17 protein-coding genes are annotated in these 18,674 nt (G+C 68.0%); 8 read left to right on the forward strand and 9 right to left on the reverse strand.

Features of this window, described 5'->3' with window-relative positions:
• Window positions 1-55 precede the first annotated feature (55 nt).
• A complete protein-coding gene (locus C5B90_RS08060; RefSeq protein ID WP_115880454.1) occupies window positions 56-721 on the forward strand; it encodes a hypothetical protein in 666 nt (221 codons plus the stop codon).
• A 42-nt stretch (window positions 722-763) separates the two neighbouring features.
• Here C5B90_RS08060 and C5B90_RS08065 read toward each other — a convergent pair whose 3' ends face one another.
• Window positions 764-1,201 carry a hypothetical protein gene (locus C5B90_RS08065; protein WP_115880456.1) on the reverse strand — a complete coding sequence of 146 codons (438 nt, stop codon included), beginning with the start codon at window positions 1,199-1,201 and terminating at the stop codon, window positions 764-766.
• 152 nt (window positions 1,202-1,353) lie between these two features.
• Here C5B90_RS08065 and serB point away from each other — a divergent pair, with 152 nt between their 5' ends.
• A complete protein-coding gene (gene serB / locus C5B90_RS08070; RefSeq protein ID WP_008090876.1) occupies window positions 1,354-2,001 on the forward strand; it encodes a phosphoserine phosphatase SerB in 648 nt (215 codons plus the stop codon).
• Window positions 2,002-2,052: 51 nt separating this feature from the next.
• Window positions 2,053-2,244: a hypothetical protein gene (locus C5B90_RS08075; RefSeq protein ID WP_115819901.1), complete on the forward strand. Its 192-nt coding sequence runs from the start codon at window positions 2,053-2,055 to the stop codon at window positions 2,242-2,244.
• 31 nt (window positions 2,245-2,275) lie between these two features.
• Here C5B90_RS08075 and lpdA read toward each other — a convergent pair whose 3' ends face one another.
• The 5 genes from lpdA to lipA all read right to left on the reverse strand — a co-directional run bounded on the left by lpdA (window position 2,276) and on the right by lipA (window position 8,604).
• Window positions 2,276-3,703, reverse strand: a complete 1,428-nt coding sequence (gene lpdA, locus C5B90_RS08080; protein ID WP_115880458.1) for a dihydrolipoyl dehydrogenase — start codon at window positions 3,701-3,703, stop codon at window positions 2,276-2,278.
• Complete coding sequence (locus C5B90_RS08085; protein ID WP_115880460.1) at window positions 3,703-5,271, reverse strand: 2-oxo acid dehydrogenase subunit E2; 1,569 nt, start codon at window positions 5,269-5,271, stop codon at window positions 3,703-3,705. The genes lpdA and C5B90_RS08085 overlap by 1 nt, the downstream gene beginning before the upstream one ends.
• Window positions 5,272-5,274: 3 nt before the next feature.
• Window positions 5,275-6,258 (reverse strand): alpha-ketoacid dehydrogenase subunit beta, encoded by a 984-nt coding sequence (locus C5B90_RS08090; protein WP_115880462.1) that lies wholly within the window; start codon window positions 6,256-6,258, stop codon window positions 5,275-5,277.
• Window positions 6,255-7,361 carry a pyruvate dehydrogenase (acetyl-transferring) E1 component subunit alpha gene (gene pdhA / locus C5B90_RS08095; RefSeq protein ID WP_115880464.1) on the reverse strand — a complete coding sequence of 369 codons (1,107 nt, stop codon included), beginning with the start codon at window positions 7,359-7,361 and terminating at the stop codon, window positions 6,255-6,257. Before pdhA ends, C5B90_RS08090 begins: the two co-directional genes overlap by 4 nt.
• Window positions 7,362-7,668: 307 nt before the next feature.
• Window positions 7,669-8,604 carry a lipoyl synthase gene (lipA, locus tag C5B90_RS08100; protein WP_115880466.1) on the reverse strand — a complete coding sequence of 312 codons (936 nt, stop codon included), beginning with the start codon at window positions 8,602-8,604 and terminating at the stop codon, window positions 7,669-7,671.
• A gap of 638 nt (window positions 8,605-9,242) precedes the next feature.
• Here lipA and C5B90_RS08105 point away from each other — a divergent pair.
• The gene (locus tag C5B90_RS08105) at window positions 9,243-11,582 is read left to right on the forward strand and encodes a DEAD/DEAH box helicase (RefSeq protein WP_115880468.1); all 2,340 of its coding nucleotides are present in this window, start codon (window positions 9,243-9,245) and stop codon (window positions 11,580-11,582) included.
• A gap of 53 nt (window positions 11,583-11,635) precedes the next feature.
• Here C5B90_RS08105 and C5B90_RS08110 read toward each other — a convergent pair whose 3' ends face one another.
• Window positions 11,636-12,286 carry an HAD family phosphatase gene (locus tag C5B90_RS08110; protein ID WP_115880470.1) on the reverse strand — a complete coding sequence of 217 codons (651 nt, stop codon included), beginning with the start codon at window positions 12,284-12,286 and terminating at the stop codon, window positions 11,636-11,638.
• A gap of 101 nt (window positions 12,287-12,387) precedes the next feature.
• Between C5B90_RS08110 and C5B90_RS08115 the strand changes: the two genes are divergently transcribed.
• From C5B90_RS08115 to C5B90_RS08125, 3 genes are all read left to right on the forward strand, one after another.
• Window positions 12,388-13,119, forward strand: coding sequence for an Sjogren's syndrome/scleroderma autoantigen 1 family protein (locus C5B90_RS08115; RefSeq protein ID WP_115880472.1), 732 nt, complete (start codon window positions 12,388-12,390; stop codon window positions 13,117-13,119).
• A 167-nt stretch (window positions 13,120-13,286) separates the two neighbouring features.
• Entirely contained in the window at window positions 13,287-14,306 is a 1,020-nt protein-coding gene (endA, locus tag C5B90_RS08120) for a tRNA-intron lyase (RefSeq protein ID WP_115880474.1), read from the forward strand.
• A complete protein-coding gene (locus tag C5B90_RS08125) occupies window positions 14,303-15,892 on the forward strand; it encodes a tryptophan--tRNA ligase (RefSeq protein WP_115880476.1) in 1,590 nt (529 codons plus the stop codon). Before endA ends, C5B90_RS08125 begins: the two co-directional genes overlap by 4 nt.
• 37 nt (window positions 15,893-15,929) lie before the next feature.
• Here the strand turns inward: C5B90_RS08125 and C5B90_RS08130 are convergent, their stop codons facing one another.
• Window positions 15,930-16,961, reverse strand: a complete 1,032-nt coding sequence (locus tag C5B90_RS08130) for an ornithine cyclodeaminase family protein (RefSeq protein ID WP_115880478.1) — start codon at window positions 16,959-16,961, stop codon at window positions 15,930-15,932.
• Between the two features lie 91 nt (window positions 16,962-17,052).
• On the opposite strand from C5B90_RS08130, the gene C5B90_RS08135 reads away from it, so the two are divergent.
• On the forward strand, window positions 17,053-18,237 hold the full coding sequence (locus C5B90_RS08135) for an FAD-binding oxidoreductase (protein WP_115880480.1): 1,185 nt from the start codon (window positions 17,053-17,055) through the stop codon (window positions 18,235-18,237).
• Window positions 18,238-18,257: 20 nt separating this feature from the next.
• Here the strand turns inward: C5B90_RS08135 and C5B90_RS08140 are convergent, their stop codons facing one another.
• On the reverse strand, window positions 18,258-18,530 hold the full coding sequence (locus C5B90_RS08140) for a hypothetical protein (RefSeq protein WP_115880482.1): 273 nt from the start codon (window positions 18,528-18,530) through the stop codon (window positions 18,258-18,260).
• Window positions 18,531-18,674: the final 144 nt, after the last annotated feature.

Genomic DNA, 18,674 nt, shown 5'->3' on the forward strand with positions numbered 1-18,674 from the left:
AGTCCGACGTTCTCGCCCACTAGTATTATCTGCGCGAGTCCGATAGGTTCGGTAGATGGTCTTCCGCCCCGAGAACGCTTCGCCGGCGACGCAACCGCCCGAGGTGTCGCTTCCGGACACCGGGTCCGTGCTCATCGCCGGTCCGACGATGACGCGGAAGCGACGGCTCATGCTCTCGATGCTCGCGCCCGGCGAGCGCGACGACGTGGGGACGGTCGTCGTGACGACGAAGAAGCCCGCCCCGAGCATCGCACGGGAGTTGTCGCACATCAGCGGGTCGCCCCCGGAGCAGTTCGAGGTCATCGACACGACGAGCGTCGCCGACCTCCTCGGCGACCGCGCCGACGCGGGGAACCTCCGGTACGTCTCCAGTCCCGGCGACCTGACCGGCATCGGCATCCACCTCACCGAATCGCTCCGGGAGCACCACGAGGCGAGTCGGGCGGCCCGCGTCGGCCTGCACGTCCTCTCGACGCTCGTGATGTACGTCGACCTCAAGCAGCTGTTCCAGTTCCTTCACGTCATCACTGGTCGAATCTCAGCGGCCGGCTTTTCGGGCGTCTTCACGCTCGACACCGGCTTCGTCGACGAGCGCGAACTCGCGCTTCTCAAGCAGCCGTTCGACGGATTCGTCGAGACGCGCGACACCGACGGCGACCCGGAGTTTCGGGTCCGCGGCCTCGACGACGGTCCGCGGTCGTGGACGCCGCTCAGACTCTGACTCAGACTGTGAGGGCGCGCCGCGGTCGTCCCGCGAACGTTCTCACGACAGGTGCTTCGACGCGAGGTCGACCAGCGGCGAGTTCGCTCGGTCGAACGTCGCGATGGCCCCCGACCACTCGTCGTGCGGGTAGATGGCGACGACGACCTCGTCGAACCACCTGATGACGGCGTTCAAATCGCCGTAGCCGTCGAGTTCGGGTTCGTTGACGGGTTCGCCGAGCGCCTTCAGCACGAGCGTCTTCACGCGCTCGGTGCGCGCGTCCGGTTCGAGCGCCTCTTCGATGTCCTCGCGGAGGTAGAGCAGTTCGAACGCCTCGCCGTCGTACTGGCCGACCGCGCGCACGTCGGCCTCGTCGAGGTCGTGCAGGCTTCGGACGAACTGCCGGATCGGGGTGTCGCCTTCCTCGCCGAAGTCGTCGGCAAGGTCGGCTTCGACGTCGCTAAGCGTCTCGTGTTCGGCGTCGTGGAGGTCGTCCATAGTGTTTGTCAGGGAGACGACGGGTAAATAGCTGTGCGCGACGTCGCCGCGGTTCGCTCCCCGCGGCTCGTTCGTCACCCGCCCCCGTCCTTGCCACGTCGCATAACTGCCGACGCGGAAGCTTTGAAACCCCGCGGCGACGACGGGCAGATATGCGCATCATCGCCTTCGACTTCGACGGCACGCTCTCGGACTCCGAGATGACGGTCCTCCTCGGCAAGAAGAACGGCACGGCCGACGAGATGGCCGACATCACCGAACGAGCCATGAACGACGAGATGAGCTACGCGGAGAGCCTCCGGTCGCGCGCCCGTCTTCTCGAAGGTCTCGAAGAGGAACTCGCAGAGGAAGCCTACGGCGAGGTCGAACTCCGCCCCGGCGCGGCCGACCTCATCCAACGCCTCCGCGACTACGGCCACCACGTCGCCATCTTCACCGGCGGGTTCGAACGCGGCGTCGAGCGCGCGCTCGAAAAGGAGGGCGTCGAGGTCGACGACATCGTCTCGAACCGCCTGCCCGTGAAGGGCGGCCGACTCACCGGCGACGTGGAGGGGTCGCTCATCGAAGGCACGAAAGACACGGCGCTGGAGAACCACGCCGCCGAACACGACGTGCCCATGGACCGAACGGTCGCGGTCGGCGACGGCGCGAACGACCTCCCGATGCTCGAAGTCGCCGGCCTCTCGGTCGGTTTCGTCCCCAAGGACGCGGTCCGACCGGCCTGCGACGCCGTCGTCGCCTCCATGGACCGACTCGGAAAGCTCTTCGAGAGCCACGGGATTCTCGACGCCGACGAGTAGACTGTTTGGGGTCTGCTAACACTTATCATATTTGGGGCCGTAGCACCGCGCATGTCAATTAGCGACGTCAACACACCCGAAATCTGGGTGGCGGGCTTCGTCTTCGTGGCCCTCGCGCTCGCCGCCCTGTTCGAGGGTGTCGTCCTCTTCGATGTCCGCACATTCGGCGTCGACGAGTCGATTCCCGCGGCCGTGGCAGTCGTGGGGACGATGCTGGCGCTGTGGTGGTTCGACGACGGGTGAAAAAAGTCGAGTCTGGTTCTGTTCTGCGGCGTTACCGATTCAGCGTGTGAATCGCCTGCCCGAGCGCGTTCTCGGCGGCCTCCATGACCGCTTCCGCGAGCGTCGGGTGGGTGTGGATGGTCGAGGCTACGTCTTCGAGCGTCGCGCCCATCTCGATGGCGAACGCGAGTTCGGCGATTAGCTCAGAGGCCTCGGGGCCGACGATTTGCGCCCCGAGGACGAAGCCGGACTCCTCGTCGGCGACGACGCGGACGAAGCCGTCGGCGTGGTTCGTCGTCAGCGCGCGGCCGGACGCCCGGAAGGGCATCTGCCCGACGACGGGCGTGAAGCCGGCTTCCTCGGCGTCGGCTTCGGTCATGCCGACCGTGCCGATTTCGGGGTCGGTGAACACCGCCGCGGGGACGGCCTGACTGTCGAAGGCGACCGGTTCGCCGGCGATGTGCTCGGCGGCGACGATGCCCTCCTTCGAGGCGACGTGCGCGAGCATCGGCGTGTCCTCGACCACGTCGCCGACGGCGTAGATGTGCTCTACGTCGGTTCGGCGGCGGTCGTCGACCGAGAGGAAGCCGCGGTCGTCGGCTTCGAGACCGGCGCTCTCGATGTCCATCGTGTCGGTGACGGGCGAGCGCCCGACGGCGACGAGCACCTTGTCGGCGCGGTACTCGTTTTCCTCGCCGTCTTCGGTCTCGGTGGTCACCATGATGCCGTCGTCCTCGTCGCGCCAGCCGCTGGCTCCCTCGCCGAAGTGCATGTCGATGCCGAGGTCCTCGGCGCGCTTGCGGACGACGCGGGCCACGTCGGACTCGTAGCCCGGCAGGATGTCGTCGAGCATCTCCACGACGGTCACGTCCGCGCCGAGCTTTGCGAACGTCGTGGACAGCTCCATCCCGATGTAGCCGCCGCCGACGACGACCAGTCGCTCGGGGACGGTGTCGGCTTCGAGGGCGTCGCGCGACGACCACACCGGCTCGTCGCCGAAGTCGAAGCCGGGAATCTGGATGACGCGCGAGCCGGTGGCGATGATACAGTGTTCGAACTCGATGGTCTCCGAGCCCTGTCCCTCGCCGCCGTGGGCGATGCGGACGGCGTTCTCGTCTTTGAAGCGGGCGGTCCCCTCGACGAGGTTGACGCCGTTGGCCTTACAGAGCTTCTCGACGCCGCCGGTGAGTTGGTCCACGACGCCGCTCTTCCAGTCGCGCAGTTGCGACATGTCGACGACGGGGTCGGCGTGGATGCCCATCTCCTCGGCGTTGCCCGCCTCGTGGGCGAGGTCCGCGCCCGTGATAAGCGCCTTCGAGGGGATACAGCCGTAGTTGAGGCAGGTGCCTCCGTAGGCGTCTTTCTCGACGAGCGTCGTGTCGATTCCCTTCTGTGCGGCGCGGATGGCGGCGACGTAGCCGCCCGGCCCCGCGCCGATGACGAGCAGGTCGGTTCCGGTCGCGATGTCTCCGACGACCATTATTCTAACACCAACAGCTTGGGGTCTTCGAGCAGTTCCTTCACGCGGTTCGTGAACCGAGCGCCCTGCGCGCCGTCGACGATGCGGTGGTCGAACGACAACGAGAGGGTGAGGACTTTTCGCGGCACGACCTCACCGTCGATGACCCGGGGCTTGTCTTTGATGGCTCCGAGCGCGAGAATCGCCACCTCGGGGTAGTTGATGATGGGCGTCGCGTACTCGCCGCCGATGCCGCCGATGTTGGTGATGGTGAAGGTGCCGCCGCGCATCTCGCCGGGCGAAATCTTGCGGTTGCGGGCCTTCTCGACCTTCTCGTTCATCTCGTCGGCGAGTTCGAGCATGCCCTTGCGGTCCGCGTCGTGGACGACGGGGACGAGCAGGCCGGCGTCGGTCGCGGCCGCGACGCCGATGTTGTACTCGTCGCGCAGGACGATTTCCTCGTTCTCCTCGTCGAGTTGCGAGTTGAGGTACGGGAAGTCCTTCAGCGCCGCGATGACGGCCTTCATCACGAACGGCATGTAGGTCAGCCGCGAGCCACGCTCCTCGGCGACCGGCTTGAGCCGCTCGCGCAGCTCGACGAGTTCGGTCACGTCCACCTCGTCGTGGTGGGTGACGTGCGGCGCGGTGTACTTCGAGCGCTGCATCTGGTCGCCGATGGCCTTGCGGACGCCCTTGTAGGGGACGCGCTCGCCGGCACCGGGGCCGGTCTCGGCGCTCTCGGCCGCTTCCGGCTCGCCCGTCGCCTCGGCGGTCGCGGTTCCGGCGTCGGCCTCGGCGGACACCGCCTCGGCGTCCGCGGCCTGCGCCTCGCGCTGGGCCTGCGCGTACTCCTGGACGGCCTCGGGCGAGACGAACGCCTCGCCGTCGCGCATCTCGGTCGCGGGGACGGCGTTGAGGTCGACGCCCTCCTCCTTGGCCAGCGCGCGGGTCGCGGGCGCGGCAAGCGTCTGCTCGCGGTCGGCGCTCTCGGCCGACGCGGCGGCGGACGCGGACGCAGACGTTCCCTCGTCGCGCTTCGCGGTCGCGGACTTCCCGTTGCTCTGGACGCTCCGCGGACCGCTGGGTTCGTCCTCGCTGCCGTCGTCTTCCGCGGCGGCGCGAACGTCGCCTTCGGTCACGCGGCCGCTCGGGCCGCTGCCGTCGACGGATTCGAGGTCGACGCCGAGTTCGCGGGCGAGCCGTCGAACGCTCGGCGGGGCGAACACGCGTCCGCCGGATCCGGAGTCCTCGTCGCTCTCGCCGCCGGTGTCGGACGCCTGCGCGTCGTCGCTGTCGGCCGTCTCCTCGGCGTCCGCGTCGGCGGTCTCGGCGGCCTCCTCGTCGTCGCCATCCTCCTGAATGGTGATGATGACGTTGCCGACGGGGACGACCTCGCCCTCCTCGGCGAGGAGTTCCTTCACCGTCCCGTTGAACGGCGAGGGCACGTCGACGAGCGCCTTGTCGGTCTCGACCTCCGCGAGCACCTGGTCTTCGGTTACCTCGTCGCCCGGCGCGACGTGCCACGTTACGAGTTCGCCTTCCGCGACGCCTTCGCCGACGTCGGGGAGTTTGAATTCCTTGAGCGCCATCGTTCAGAAGTTCACCGCCTCACGAATACCTTCTTCGACGCGAGCGACCGAGGGGAGGTAGTAGTCCTCCAGGGCGTACAGCGGGTACGGCACGTCGTAGCCCGCGACGCGCTTGACCGGCGCTTCCTGGTAGAGCAGCGCCTCCTCCTGAATCGTCGCCGTGATTTCGGCGCCGAGGCCGCCGTTCTTCGGGGCCTCGTGGACGACCACCGCGCGGCCGGTCTTCTTGAACGACTCGACGATGGTCTCGCGGTCGAGCGGCGAGATGGTGCGGATGTCCACGACTTCGGCGTCGATGCCCTCGTCTTCGAGGTTCTCGACGGCCTCCAGCGTCGGGCGCGTCATCGCACCGAAGGTGAACACGGACACGTCCGTGCCCTCGCGGCGAACCGCGGCCTCGCCGATAGGGACCGTGTAGTCGTCTTCCGGGACTTCGCCGCGGAACGCCCGGTAGATGAGCTTCGGTTCCATGAAGATGACCGGGTCGGGGTCGCGGATGGCGGAGATGAGCAGTCCCTTCGTGTCGTACGGCGTCGAGGGGATGACGACCTTCAGGCCGGCCTCGTGCGCGTAGAACATCTCCTTGGACTCCGAGTGCGACTCGGGGGCGCGGATGCCGCCGCCGTAGGGCGCGCGGAGCACCATGGGGAGCGTGTAGCGGCCCCGGGTGCGGTTGCGGAACCGCGACATGTGGCTCACGATTTGGTCGAATCCGGGGTACATGAAGCCGGAGAACTGAATCTCGGGGACCGGCTTCAGCCCCATCGCGGCCATGCCGACGGCCGTGCCGATGATGCCGGACTCGGCCAGCGGCGTGTCGATGACGCGGTCGTCGCCGAACTCGTTCCAGAGGCCCTCGGTGGCCCGGAAGACGCCGCCGTTCTTGCCGACGTCTTCGCCCATGACGAGCACCTCGTCGTCGAGGTTCATCTCGGTGTAGAGACCGTCCCGTACCGCCTGCACGATGGTGAGGTTCTGACTGCTCATTCTCTGAGGAATCCTTCGTCGCCGAACTTCTCGCGGAGCGCCTCGAACTCCTCGTACTGCGCTTGAATCTCCGGGGTTCGCTCGGCGTATGCGTGGTTGAACATCTCGCTCGGGTCCGGACGCGGGTCGGACTCGGCCGCCTCGATGGCGTCGGCGACCCGCTGTTTCACGTCTGCCTCGATGGCCTCGACGCCCTCGTCGTCGATGCGGCCCGTCTCGCGGAGGAACGACTCCAGCCGCGGGATGGGGTCTTTCGCCTTCCACTCCTCGACCTCGTCGTCGTCGCGGTAGACGGTCGGGTCGTCGGCGGTCGTGTGCGCGCCGAAGCGGTACTGGACCGCCTCGATGAGCGTCGGTCGGCCCTCGCCCTCGCCGGGGTTCTTCGCCTTGTCGAGCGCCGCTTTCGTCACCGAGTAGACCGCGAGCGGGTCCATCCCGTCGACCTGCACGCCGTCGATACCGTAGGCGGTCGCCTTCTGCGCCAGCGTCTCGGAGGCGGTCTGTCGCTCCCGCGGCACCGAGATGGCCCACTGGTTGTTGTTACAGAAGAAGACGTTCGGGGTGTCGAAGACGCCCGCGAAGTTCAGTCCCTCGTGGAAGTCGCCCTCGGAGGTCGCGCCGTCGCCGAAGTAACAGATGACGGCCGTGTCGTCCTCGCCGCGGAGCTTCTTCGCCCACGCCGCGCCGGTCGCGTGGGGAATCTGCGAGGCGATGGGGACCGCGGGCGGAAAGAGGTTCACGCCCTCAGGCATCTCGTTGCCCTTCTCGTGGCCCATCCAGTACAGAAGCGTCTGCTTCAGCGGGAGGCCCCGGAGCAGCGACGCGCCGTGTTCGCGATAGCTCGGGACCATCCAGTCCTGTTCGTCGAGCGCGATTGCGCTGCCGATCTGTGCGCCTTCCTGTCCCGACAGCGGCGGATACGTCCCCATCCGCCCCTGTCGCTGGAGACTCACCGCCCGCGTGTCGAAGTGTCGGGCGAGACGCATGTACCGGTACATCTCGACGAGCGTCTCGTCGTCGATGTCGGGAACCTCGCCGACGACGGTCCCGTCCTCGTCGAGCACTCGTACCTGGTCCTGCGGGTCGCGCTGAAGCACGCTCACGGGAGAACCCTCCTGTTCATGGCAAAATCGACACCCGCCGGCGTTATATTGTTTTCGTATATAATTTACTTTGGCTCGGAATATTGCGGTTCGCGTCGTGCTATGTAAACTCACGCGAGGTAAAATTGGACATTTTCGCTTCTAAACGATTCTTCCTGACGTTCATTAGTGTGAACCCACACATCACCGAGAAATAATCGGAAATATCGACAGCATTGCAGGACTGTTTCGGGGCGGAACGGGGTCGGACCGGATGTCGGACCCGGATGGCTGAGTCGGGCGGACGCGGCGGGGTGGCGACCGTGGCCTACTGTCCGGCGGCCGCGCGCGCGGCCTGCCGCGCCTCCTCGACGCTCGATCCCTCGCGGAGGAGCGCGTCCACGAACAGTTCGCCGGCTTTGTACGACGACCGGACCATCGGGCCGGACGCGCAGTAGAGGAAGCCCAGTTCGTCTTCCGCGACGCGCCGCCACGTCTCGAAGGCGTCGGGGTGGACGTACTCGAACACGTCGAGGTGGCTCCGGGAGGGCTGGAGGTACTGGCCGAAGGTGACGATGTCCACGTCGGCCTCGCGGAGGTCGGAGAGGGTCTGGTAGACCTCGTGGGCGTGCTCGCCGAGGCCGAGCATGACGGAGGTCTTCGTGTGGATGTCGGACTCGTCCGTCACCTGCTGGAGCACCGAAAGCGACTGCTCGTAGCCGGCGCGGCGGTCCCGAATCGGCCACTGGAGGCGCTCGACGGTCTCGATGTTGTGGGCGATGACGTCGGGGCCGGCGTCGATTATCTTCCGGACGTGGTCGGGTTCGCCCTGGAAGTCGGGAATCAGCACCTCGACGAGCACCTCGGGGTCGCGGCGCTTGATTTCGCGGATGGTCTCGGCGAAGTGGGCCGCGCCCTGGTCCGGCAGGTCGTCGCGGTCCACCGAGGTCAACACGACGTAGTCGAGGCCGATTTCGGTCACCGCGTCGGCGACGTTCGCCGGTTCCTCGGGGTCGAGTGGCTCCATCCCGCCGGTCGTCACGTCGCAGAAGTTACACCCGCGCGAGCACCGGTCGCCCATGAGCATGAACGTGGCCGTCCCGGGGCCGTCGCGGCCGCTCCAACACTCCCCGAGATTCGGGCAGTTCGCCTCCTCGCAGACGGTGTTGAGGTTCCGGTCCCGGAGCGTCGATTTGATATCGGTGAAACGCCGGCCCGATGGCGGTCGCATCTTCAACCAGTCTGGCTTCCGCCGCGTGCGCATAGGCAGTTCTTGCGAGGCGACGGGCAAAAACGTGAGGATTGGTCCGCCGTCTGTCGGGTTGCCGACGGAGCCATTCCCCGAGGCGAGCGAAACCGCGTCCCCGCGACTTCGCCCAGCGCCCGCACGTCCCGTGTTATCATGCCTTGTTCAGAATCGTTCAAACGAACACTACTATCTCGGAAAACGAAACGTTCGGGACGAATATATCACGACTTTCCATCAAACAGCATGTACGACCGTGCTAGATGTATCACTTAACTGAAAAACTTATATTCGAGTAAAGACTTCTGTCGAGTATGAACTGGAAACACCGCCGCAACATGACGAAGGCCGAATCGAAGAAGCACGAGGCCACCGCGGGGACGAACTGGTCGTTCATCGCCGCGCTCGCCGGCGCCGCGTAATCGGCCCGGCGCTTCGGTCCCCGAATCCTCTACCACTCCACCACTCCACCACACCACACCGCGTTCCGCCGGAACGCGCCACCAACCTCAGTCCCTCCGTTTTCCGCTCGTTCGACGCCCGCGAGCCGCCGCGCCGGATGGAGAAACGCCTTTCCCCACGGACGACTCGGCTTCGTGTATGACGCTCGTCTTCGTCTCGTCCCCGACGCCAGCGCGCACCCGGAGGTGCGCCCAGTGAAAGTCGCCGAGGCGGTCCCCGAGTTCGCAGATGCCTTCGGGTTCGAGGAATTCAACCGGATGCAGCGCGAGGCGCTGCCCGCCATCCTCGACACCGACCACAACGTCGTCGCCTCCGCCCCCACCGCCAGCGGGAAGACGGCGCTCGCCGAACTCGCCATCTGCCGGACGCTCCGCGACGAGGGGACGGCGCTTTTCATCGCGCCGCTCCGCGCGCTCACCACCGAGAAGGAGACCGAGTGGGAGCGCTTCGAGGACCTCGGCTACTCGGTGTACGTCGTCACCGGCGAGCGCGACCTGAACCCCCGACGGGCCGCCCGCGCCGACATCCTCGTGATGACGCCCGAGAAGACCGACTCCGCGACCCGGAAACACGACTCGGCGCGCTACTCCTTCATCGAGGACGTGGACTGCGTCGTCATCGACGAGGTCCACCTGCTGGACTCCGAGACCCGCGGCGGCGTCCTCGAAGTCACCGTCTCGCGGATGCGCCGCATCTGCGACCCCCGCATCGTCGCGCTTTCTGCGACCATGCCCAACATCGACGACGTGGCGGCGTGGCTCGACGCACCGGACGAGACGACCTTCGAGTTCGGCGACGACTACCGCCCGGTCGACCTCCACGCGGGCGTCAAGACCTACACCCACGGCGAGAACTCCTTCGCCGACAAGTACCGCCGCCTGTACCGGGCGTTCGACCTCGCGGAACCGCACATCCGCGACGGCGGCCAGTCGCTCGTCTTCGTCTCCTCGCGGCAGGACGCCGTCCGCGCGGCCGCCAAGGCGCGCGACGAACTCGCCAAGCGCGACGTGCCCATCGGCGCGCGCGGCGACTACGACTTCCACAACGAGGCGAAGGAACTGAGCAACGACTCGCTCGCCAAGGGCGTCTTGGACGGCGTCGGCTTCCACCACGCCGGCCTCTCGCGGGACGACCGCGAGGCCGTCGAGGAGTGGTTCAAGGAGGGCAAGATTCAGCTCCTGTTTTCGACCTCCACGCTCGCGTGGGGCGTGAACCTCCCCGCCCGCTGTGTCGTCATCCGCGACACGAAACACCACGACCCGCTCGAAGGCGAGGTGGACATCTCGCCGCTCGACATCCTCCAGATGCTCGGCCGCGCGGGCCGCCCCGGCTACGACGACGTCGGCTACGGCTGGGTCGTCTGCGACCGCTCGGACCAGAACAAGTACCGCCGCCTGCTCCGCGAGGGCAAGGAAATCGAGTCGCGCCTCGCAGAAGACCTCGACTCGCACCTCAACGCCGAAATCGCCATGGGGACCATCCGCGACCTCGACGACGTGCTGTCGTGGCTGGAGACGACGTTCTACTACCGCCGGGCGCAGTCGAACCCCGCGGCCTACGACTTCGAGGACCTCCGCGAGCGCGTCCGCGACGTGCTCGACCGCCTCGTCTCCCGCGGCTTCGTCGAGATGGACGACGACCTCTCTATCGACGCGACCCCGCTCGGGCGACTCACCTCGAAGTACTACCTCCGACTCGGGACCGCCTCGCGCTTCGCCGACCTCGCGGAACGGGACCGCATCACCGCCGACGACATCCTCGAAACCGTCGCGGGCGCGGCCGACTTCCGACAGGTGTCGGCGCGCCAGTCCGAGGTGGACGCCGTCGATTCGGTGCTGACGGGCGTCTCGACCACGCTCGAAGACGGCCCGAAGAAGGTGCTCGCCATCCTCCACGCCAGCATGGCGAACTCGACGCCGAGCGAACTCCGGAGCGACGCGTGGGTCATCAAGCAGAACGCGCTCCGACTCCTCTCCGCGCTCCGCGAGTTCCTCGACACCTTCGCGGACGCCCGCGCGGCCAACCTCGCAAAGCGCGTCGAGGCCCGCGTCGACAACGGCGTCAGCAGCGACGCCGCGGCGCTCACGGCCGTCGACGGCATCGGTCCCGGCCGCGCGCGAAAGCTCGCGACCGGCGGCCTCTCGACCCCGGCCGACGTGGTCGACGCCGGCGTGAAGGAACTCACTCGCGCGGGCCTCTCGCAGGGCGTCGCCGAGCGCGTCATCAAGAGCGCGAAGGACCTCCCCGCGCCCGAAATCGACTGGGGCGACTTCCCCGAGTCGGTCGCCCGCGGCGAGAGCGACATGCACGACATCCGCGTGCGAAACGACGGCGGCGGTGGCTCAGTCGGTATCCGCGTCACCGTCAACGACGTGGAGATGTCGGCGAAGACGTGCTACCTCTCCGACGAGGTGACCGTCCCCGTGGGCGTCTTCGGCGCGACGGACGACGAACTGGCGTTCGTCGTGGAGGTCACGTTCCCCGACCTGCCGCTGCTCCCGATTCGGGAGTCGCGGACGGTTCGAGTCGAATAACGGAAAAGACGTGGGGGCGGTCGGGTTCCGGTCGTTTTCTGGCCGCCTTTCGCCTACTCCTCGACGAGCAACGCCGCCCGCAACTCTTCGGGCCCGTTCACGATTTCGTCCGCCCGCGAGAGGTCGAGGTCGGCGTTCTGCCCGCCGCGGTAGGCGATGGTGTACGCGCCGGACCGGACGGCCGCCTCGATGCCGTTTATCGAGTCCTCGATGACGACGCACTCCTCGGGGGCGACGCCGAACTCGGCCGCGGCGTGCTCGTAGATGTGTGGCTCGGGCTTCCCCGGTTTGTCGATGTCGTCGGCCGAGAGCACGAGGTCGAGCGGGTCGAGGTCGAACCGCTTGCGGACCGTCGAAATCCAGTCCTGCGGGGCCGACGAGACGATTGCCACCTTCTTGCCCGCCGCGCGGAGGTCGGAGAAGAGTTCTTCCGCGCCGTCCATCAGGACGACGTGCTCGCCGTAGACGTCCTCTGAGTTCTCGTGGTACGCCGCGATGAACTCCTCTTTCGTGACGGTCGTCCCGTACTCCGCGTCGAGATAGTCGTATATCTCGCGGAAGTTCATCCCCGTTATCTCCTCGTGGTCGGGGTCGCCGGACTCGATGGCGTCGGCGAACACCCACTCGTCCTCGAAGGCGTGCCAGTACTGCTCGGAATCGACCAACACACCGTCCATGTCGAACAGCACGACGTTCGCGTCCATGGTTCGCCCTCGGCCGCGGCCGACCAAAGAGCTTCGGCCGCGGCATGGCTGATGAACTCCCGTACGAAGGTTCAAATCGCAATTGGCGGCCACTCCGCCGCATGGATTCGATACGCGTCTTCGCCGGCGACTGCACCGTCAACTTCGAAGGCTCCCGCGACCGCACCCAGCGCGGGCGGGTCGTCGTCGTGGCCAAGCCCGACCGAACCGTCCTCGTCCACGACGCCGGGGGCTACCAACCCGTCGCGTGGCTGACTCGCGCCGACTCGCTGACTGTCGAGTCCGGGCCGGGGTCGTTCGGCCTCGTGGCCCGCGCCGGCGACCAGACGCTCACGGTCGAATCGAACGACGTGACCGGCCGCGCCGAGTACCCCGCCAGCGACGCGGGCGTCCCGGTCGGTTCACATCCCGACACCGGCGACCCGCTCGTCAGGACCAACGGCTCCGTCGTCGCCCTCGACTCGGGAACCGAGTATCGTCTTCCCGCGGGCGCGACCGTCCTCGACGAGACGTGTGGTGACTGTGGCCTGCCGCTGATGCGCGTCGAGCGCGGCGCGCCGTTCGAGGTGTGCATCGACCGCCGGTGCGACCCGCTGGACGACCACGTGAAAGATCGATTCGACGGCGAGTGGTCGTGTCCGGACTGCGGGTCTCCCCTCCGAATCATCCGGCGGAGCGGCCGCCTGCTCGCCGGCTGTGACGCCTATCCCGAGTGCGAGGCGGCGTTTTCCCTCCCCGCGGGCGTCGTCGGCGACGACTGCGACTGTGGTCTGCCTGTGTTCGAGACGAGTCGCGGCCGGCGGTGTCTCGACTCGACCTGCGAGGGTCGATGAGCCGAGACGAGGGGCGGCGGGCATGGCCCCGTCGCTGGCGACACGGCCGGCCGCGAGGGACGCGTCCGCGCCCGCGACGAGCAGACGGTGGCGGCGGCCCTGTTCGTCCCGCGCGCCGCGCCGCCGGCATCGCAGACCCTTTGTCGTCGCCGCGCCCCGATTCGGGTATGCAAGGACGCCTCGAAGACGGCGTCGTCCACCTCCCGGGCGACGCTCGACAGCGGTTCCACGACTCCCGCGGCTACGGGAGACCCACCGGCGGCGACGACTTGGAGGTCGCGCCCGTCGAGGCCGCCCACCTGCTCTCGCGGGACGACATCGACGGCGTGGACGGGATGGGCCTGCGCGAACTCCTCGCGCGCACCGGGACCACCCTCGACTTCGTCGTCTACAAAGACCTCCGCGACCGCGGGTTCTATCTCTCGCCCGCCCGCGAGGGCTGGCCCGGCGTCGATGACGCCGCCGGCGCTGACTTCCTCGTCTACCCCCGCGGGAAGGGCCCGTGGGACGGCGAGGTCGAACACCGAGTTCGCGTCGTCGGCGAGCGCGAGAGCATTCCCGTCTCGTCGCTCGGAGAAGTGGTCCTCGCCATCGTCGACGAGGACGGCGACCTGACCTACTTCGACACCGAGAGCTACTCCCCCGAGGGGACGGCCGCGGAGGACCTTCCCGCCGACCTCGACGCGGAACTCCTCTCGGACCGCGCGCTCGTCTGGGACGGCGTCGACCGCCTCTACCAGCGCGGCTTCTTCGGCCAGCGCCTGTACGGAAGAAACGCCGACAGCGGCCCGCTCCAACTGTCGCTCCTCGAAGCCGCCTACCTCGCCCGCGCCGACGCGCTCGCCATCGACGAGGCCGACGTGGTCTCCCGCGGCCGCGACGTGGAGGGCAACCGGTTCGACCGCCGGCTCGCGGTCTACGCCGCGCTCCGGGGAGCCAAGACGGTCCCCAAGAGCGGCTTCAAGTTCGGCTCCGACTTCCGCGTCTACACGGAGTTCGAATCGGTGTCTGACCTCTCGCACTCCGAGTTCCTCGTGCGCGTGGTCGCGCCCGACCACACGTTCGTCCCGCGGGACCTCTCGCTCGACGTGCGCCTCGCCGGCGGTGTCCGCAAGCGAATGGTTTTTGCGCTGACCGACGACAACGGAGAGATAGACTGGCTTTCGGTCAGTCGGCTCACGCCATGACAGACGACGAACCCGCGGAGCGCATCCGCACCGATGGAGGCACAGCAGAGGGAGCAGACGAAGTCGCCCTCGACCCGTGGGGCTCGTCGACTGTCTCCGACTACCGGAAGCTGTTCGAGGAGTTCGGCATCGAGGAGTTCGACGAGGTGCTCGACGAGGTGCCGAACCCGCACTACCTGATGCGCCGCGGGGTCATCTTCGGCCACCGCGACTACCGGCCGGTCCTCGACGCCATGCGCGACGGCGACGACTTCGCCGTCCTCTCGGGGTTCATGCCGACGGGCGACCCCCACATCGGCCACAAACTCGTCTTCGACGAGATAATCTGGCATCAAGAGCAGGGCGGCGACGCCTACGGCCTCATCGCGGACATGGAGGCGCACTCCGCCCGCGGCATCCCGTGGGACGAAATCAACGAGCACAGCCGCGACTACCTGCTGTCGCTCATCGCGCTCGGATTCGACCCCGAGGAGGGCGAACTCTACCGACAGTCGGACAACGACCGCCTCCAGCGGCTCGCGTTCGAACTCGGCGGGAAGGCCAACTTCTCGGAGTTCCAGTCCATCTACGGCTTCGACGGCGAGACCAACGTCTCCCACATGCAGTCGGTCGTCACGCAGATGGCCGACATCCTCTACCCGCAGTTGGACGACCCCAAGCCGACGGTCATTCCGGTCGGACCCGACCAAGACCCTCACGTCCGGTTCGCCCGCGACCTCGCCACCCGGATGCGATTCTTCAAGGTGACGGAGGCGTTCGCGAGTTTCGAGCTCGACGACGCCGAGCGCCCGCTCGTCGCGGCCGCCCACGACGCCCGCGAGGAGTACGCCGAGGACGCCGACATGCCGCGGTGCGGCGAGGCGGCCGAGTGGCTCGCCGACGCCGACCTCGACGCGGCCGGCGTGCTCGTCTCGGAGTCGGTCCGCGAGTCGGCGGTCGAGAAGCTCGAAAACGCCGGGATGGAACCGCTCCGCCCGCGGATTCGCTTCTTCGCCCGGCAGGCGACCGACGAGGCGTTCGAGGCGCTTATCGAGGACATCGAGGGCGAAAAGCGCCGGTACGACCAGCACATCGACGCGTTCGACATGGGCGTCGACGAGGCCGAGGAACTCGCGCGCGAGGTCGAGGCCCACCACGGCGGCTACGGCTTCATTCCGCCGTCGTCTATCTATCACCGCTTCATGACCGGCCTCACCGGCGGCAAGATGTCGTCGTCGATTCCGGCGAGCCACATCTCGCTTCTCGACGCGCCCGAGGAGGGCTACGACAAGGTGAAGTCGGCGACGACCGGCGGCCGCGACACGGCCGAAGAACAGCGCGAACTCGGCGGCGAGGCCGACAAATGTCCGGTGTACGAGCTGTACGCCTACCTGCTTACGGGCGACGACGACGAACTCGCAAAGGAGGTCTACGACGAGTGCGTCGGCGGCGAGCGCCTCTGCGGCGGCTGTAAGGAGCAGGCGGCGACGATGATGCGGGAGTTCCTCGAAGACCACCACGAAAAACGCGAGGAGGCCGAGGAAATCCTCGACTCGCTGGACATCGACCTCGAGACTGAGCGGCGAGGCGTGGCGGCCGAGCACTAGCGAGGCGGCACGACTCCGACCGAAACCGCACGACCGCTCACAACCCCACTTCTTCTCCCACGCCGCGCGCGTTCGACTTCTCGTAGAGGTACTCGGCGGTCGCGGCGTCGAGCACCGCCGAACCGACGCTCTCGACCACCAGAATCTCGTCGTCGCCGTCGCGGCCGGCGTCGCCCTCGAACACCGCCGAGAGCGGAATCAGGTCGGAGTCGTCGATGGCGGCCCCGCGCACATCGCCGATGTCGGCGACTTCCTCGGGCACGTCGGCGAACACCCGCGCGGCCCGCTCGAACGTCTCGGCGTCGAGTTCCCGCATCTCGGGCGTGTAGGCTCCGACGGCGACGACGAGGGTTCCGGGGTCGAGCCACGAGCCGTCGAAGACGGGCGTCTCACTGGTCGTCGCGGTGACGACGACGTTCGCTCCGGCGACGGCCGCCTCGGGCGAGTCGACCGCCTCAGCGGAGAGGCCGTCCTCGCGGAGGTCGGCGGCACACGCCTCGCGGGAGTCGCTGGGGGAGTAGACGTTCACCGACTCGACCGCGGAGCCGACGGCGATAGCGCGGCTCTGCCAGCGGGCCTGCGTGCCCGCGCCGAGGACGCCGAGTCGGACCGGGTCGGCCGCGAGGTACTCCGCGGCGAGCCCGCCGATACAGCCCGTCCGGGCGCTGGTAATCGTCGTCCCGTCGAGGAGCGCGAGCGGGAGGCCGGTCGTCGCGTCGGTGAGGACGACCTGCGCGTTCACCGTCGGAAGCCCGTGAGAGACGTTCTCTGGGTGGACGGACGCGAGTTTCGTCCCGTACACCTCTCGGCCGTGGATGTACGCCGGCATGGTGAGACCGGTGCCGAGCGGGCCGTCGCGCCCCGACGGTACCGAACCCGCACCCGCGGCCCCTTCGCCACCGGTCCCGTCCCGAACTCTGTCGATATCGATGCCGACCGGAAAGTGCGGCCTCGGCGGGCGCTCGACCTCGCCGCGGCCCTGCTTGACAAACGCCTCCTCGACGACCGGAAACAGCTCCGAGAGTGAGAGTAACTCGCCGACGGCGTCGGCGGAGAGAATGCGGACCATACCCGAACTACTCACCGCGGTCGCGTGAAAACATTGCGCCTCGCTAGTGTGTGACAGACAAACTCATGTCGGTGGCGAATCAGACAGGACCATGCACGTCCTCATCGTCGGCGGCGGGGTCGTCGGACTCGCCTGCGCCCACGCGCTGGCCGGCCGCGGGGCCGAAGTCACCGTCTGCGAGGCGGGGACGCTCGGCGGCGGCAGTACGGGTCGCGCGGCGGGCGGCATCCGAACGCAGTTCTCGACACGCGTGAACGTCGAACTCTCGCTCGCCAGCGTCCCCGTCTGGGAGTCCTTCGCGGACGACTTCGGCGTCGACATCGACTACCGGCGCTCCGGCTACCTCTTTCTCGCCCGGACCGAGGAGACCGCCGCGGCGTTCCGGGAGAACGTCGCCATGCAGACCGACGCTGGCGCGCCGAGTCGCGTTCTCTCGCCCGAGGAGGCCGCCGAGTACCTCCCGGAACTCCGAACCGAGTCGTTCGTCGCGGCGACGTTCTCGGCCGCTGACGGCGTCGCCGACCCGCACTCCGCGGTACAGGGCTACTCGGATGCGCTCCGCACCGCCGGTGTCGATATCCGGACGAAGACGCCCGTGACCGACCTCGCTCGCGTCGGCGACGGTGACTCGGCCGGTGCGGTAGACACTCCCGACACCGGCGGCTGGCGGGCCGAGACGCCGGCCGGTCCCATCGATGCCGACGCCGTGGTCGTCGCGGCGGGCGCGTGGTCCGCCCGGGTCAGTTCCTTCGCCGGCGTCGACCTCCCAATCGCGCCACGACGCCGACAGATAGCCGTCGTGGAACCCGAGGGCGACCTCCCCGCGGACGCCCCGCTCACCATCGACCTCGACACGGGGGCGTACTTCCGCCCGGAGCGGGAGGGAACCGCCATCGTCGGCGGGCACTTCTCGGGGTCGGACCCCGACGTGGACCCCGACCGATTCGACGAGTCGATGGACGTGGAGTGGGCGGTGGAGGCGACCGAGCGTGCCGACGACGCCGCGGCCTACTTCGGCCCGGAGACGCGGATTCGAAACGGCTGGGCCGGGCTGTACGCCGTGACGCCCGACCACCACGCGATTCTGGACGAGGCGGCTCCCGGCCTCGTCGTCGCCGCCGGCTTCTCGGGCCACGGCTTCCAGCACGCGCCCGCGACCGGCGAGGCCGTCGCCGACCTGTGTCTCGGCGAGGACGCCTGCGAGGTGGACGTGTCGGCGCTGTCGCTCGACCGGTTCGAATCGGGCGAGACGCTCCGCGAGCGGAACGTCGCGTAGGAGAATCCGGGAAGCTCGGTTCAGGCGCTCATATCGACGACAGCGCGGAGTTCGCCGAGGACGCGGACGGGGTCGGCGACGTCGCGCGACGCGAGGACGCGAAAGCCGGTGTCGCCCTCGTCTTCGACGACGCGGTAGGTCTGTTCGCCGTCGTCGAACTCGTAGGGCGGCGCGGCCCGGACGAGGACGGCCTCGACGTCGTCTCTGTCGTCCGGTCGGTTCGGGGGTTTGACGATGAGCGACGCCTCGTGGCCGAGGCGAATCGCCGAGAGGGTCGTGTCCAGGTCTGGCATTCGTCTTCGCCGTCTCTCGGTCGGCCGGTACCAAGAACGTATCTGCGGATTGACGCGGAGTGGACGCGCAACGCTTTTACTCGGCACTCACAATCGGTCGCATATGGTATCCGAACCCAAACGCGGGACGCGAGCGAGCGAACC

It is taken from the genome of Haloferax sp. Atlit-12N (assembly GCF_003383095.1).
Lineage (GTDB): Archaea > Halobacteriota > Halobacteria > Halobacteriales > Haloferacaceae > Haloferax.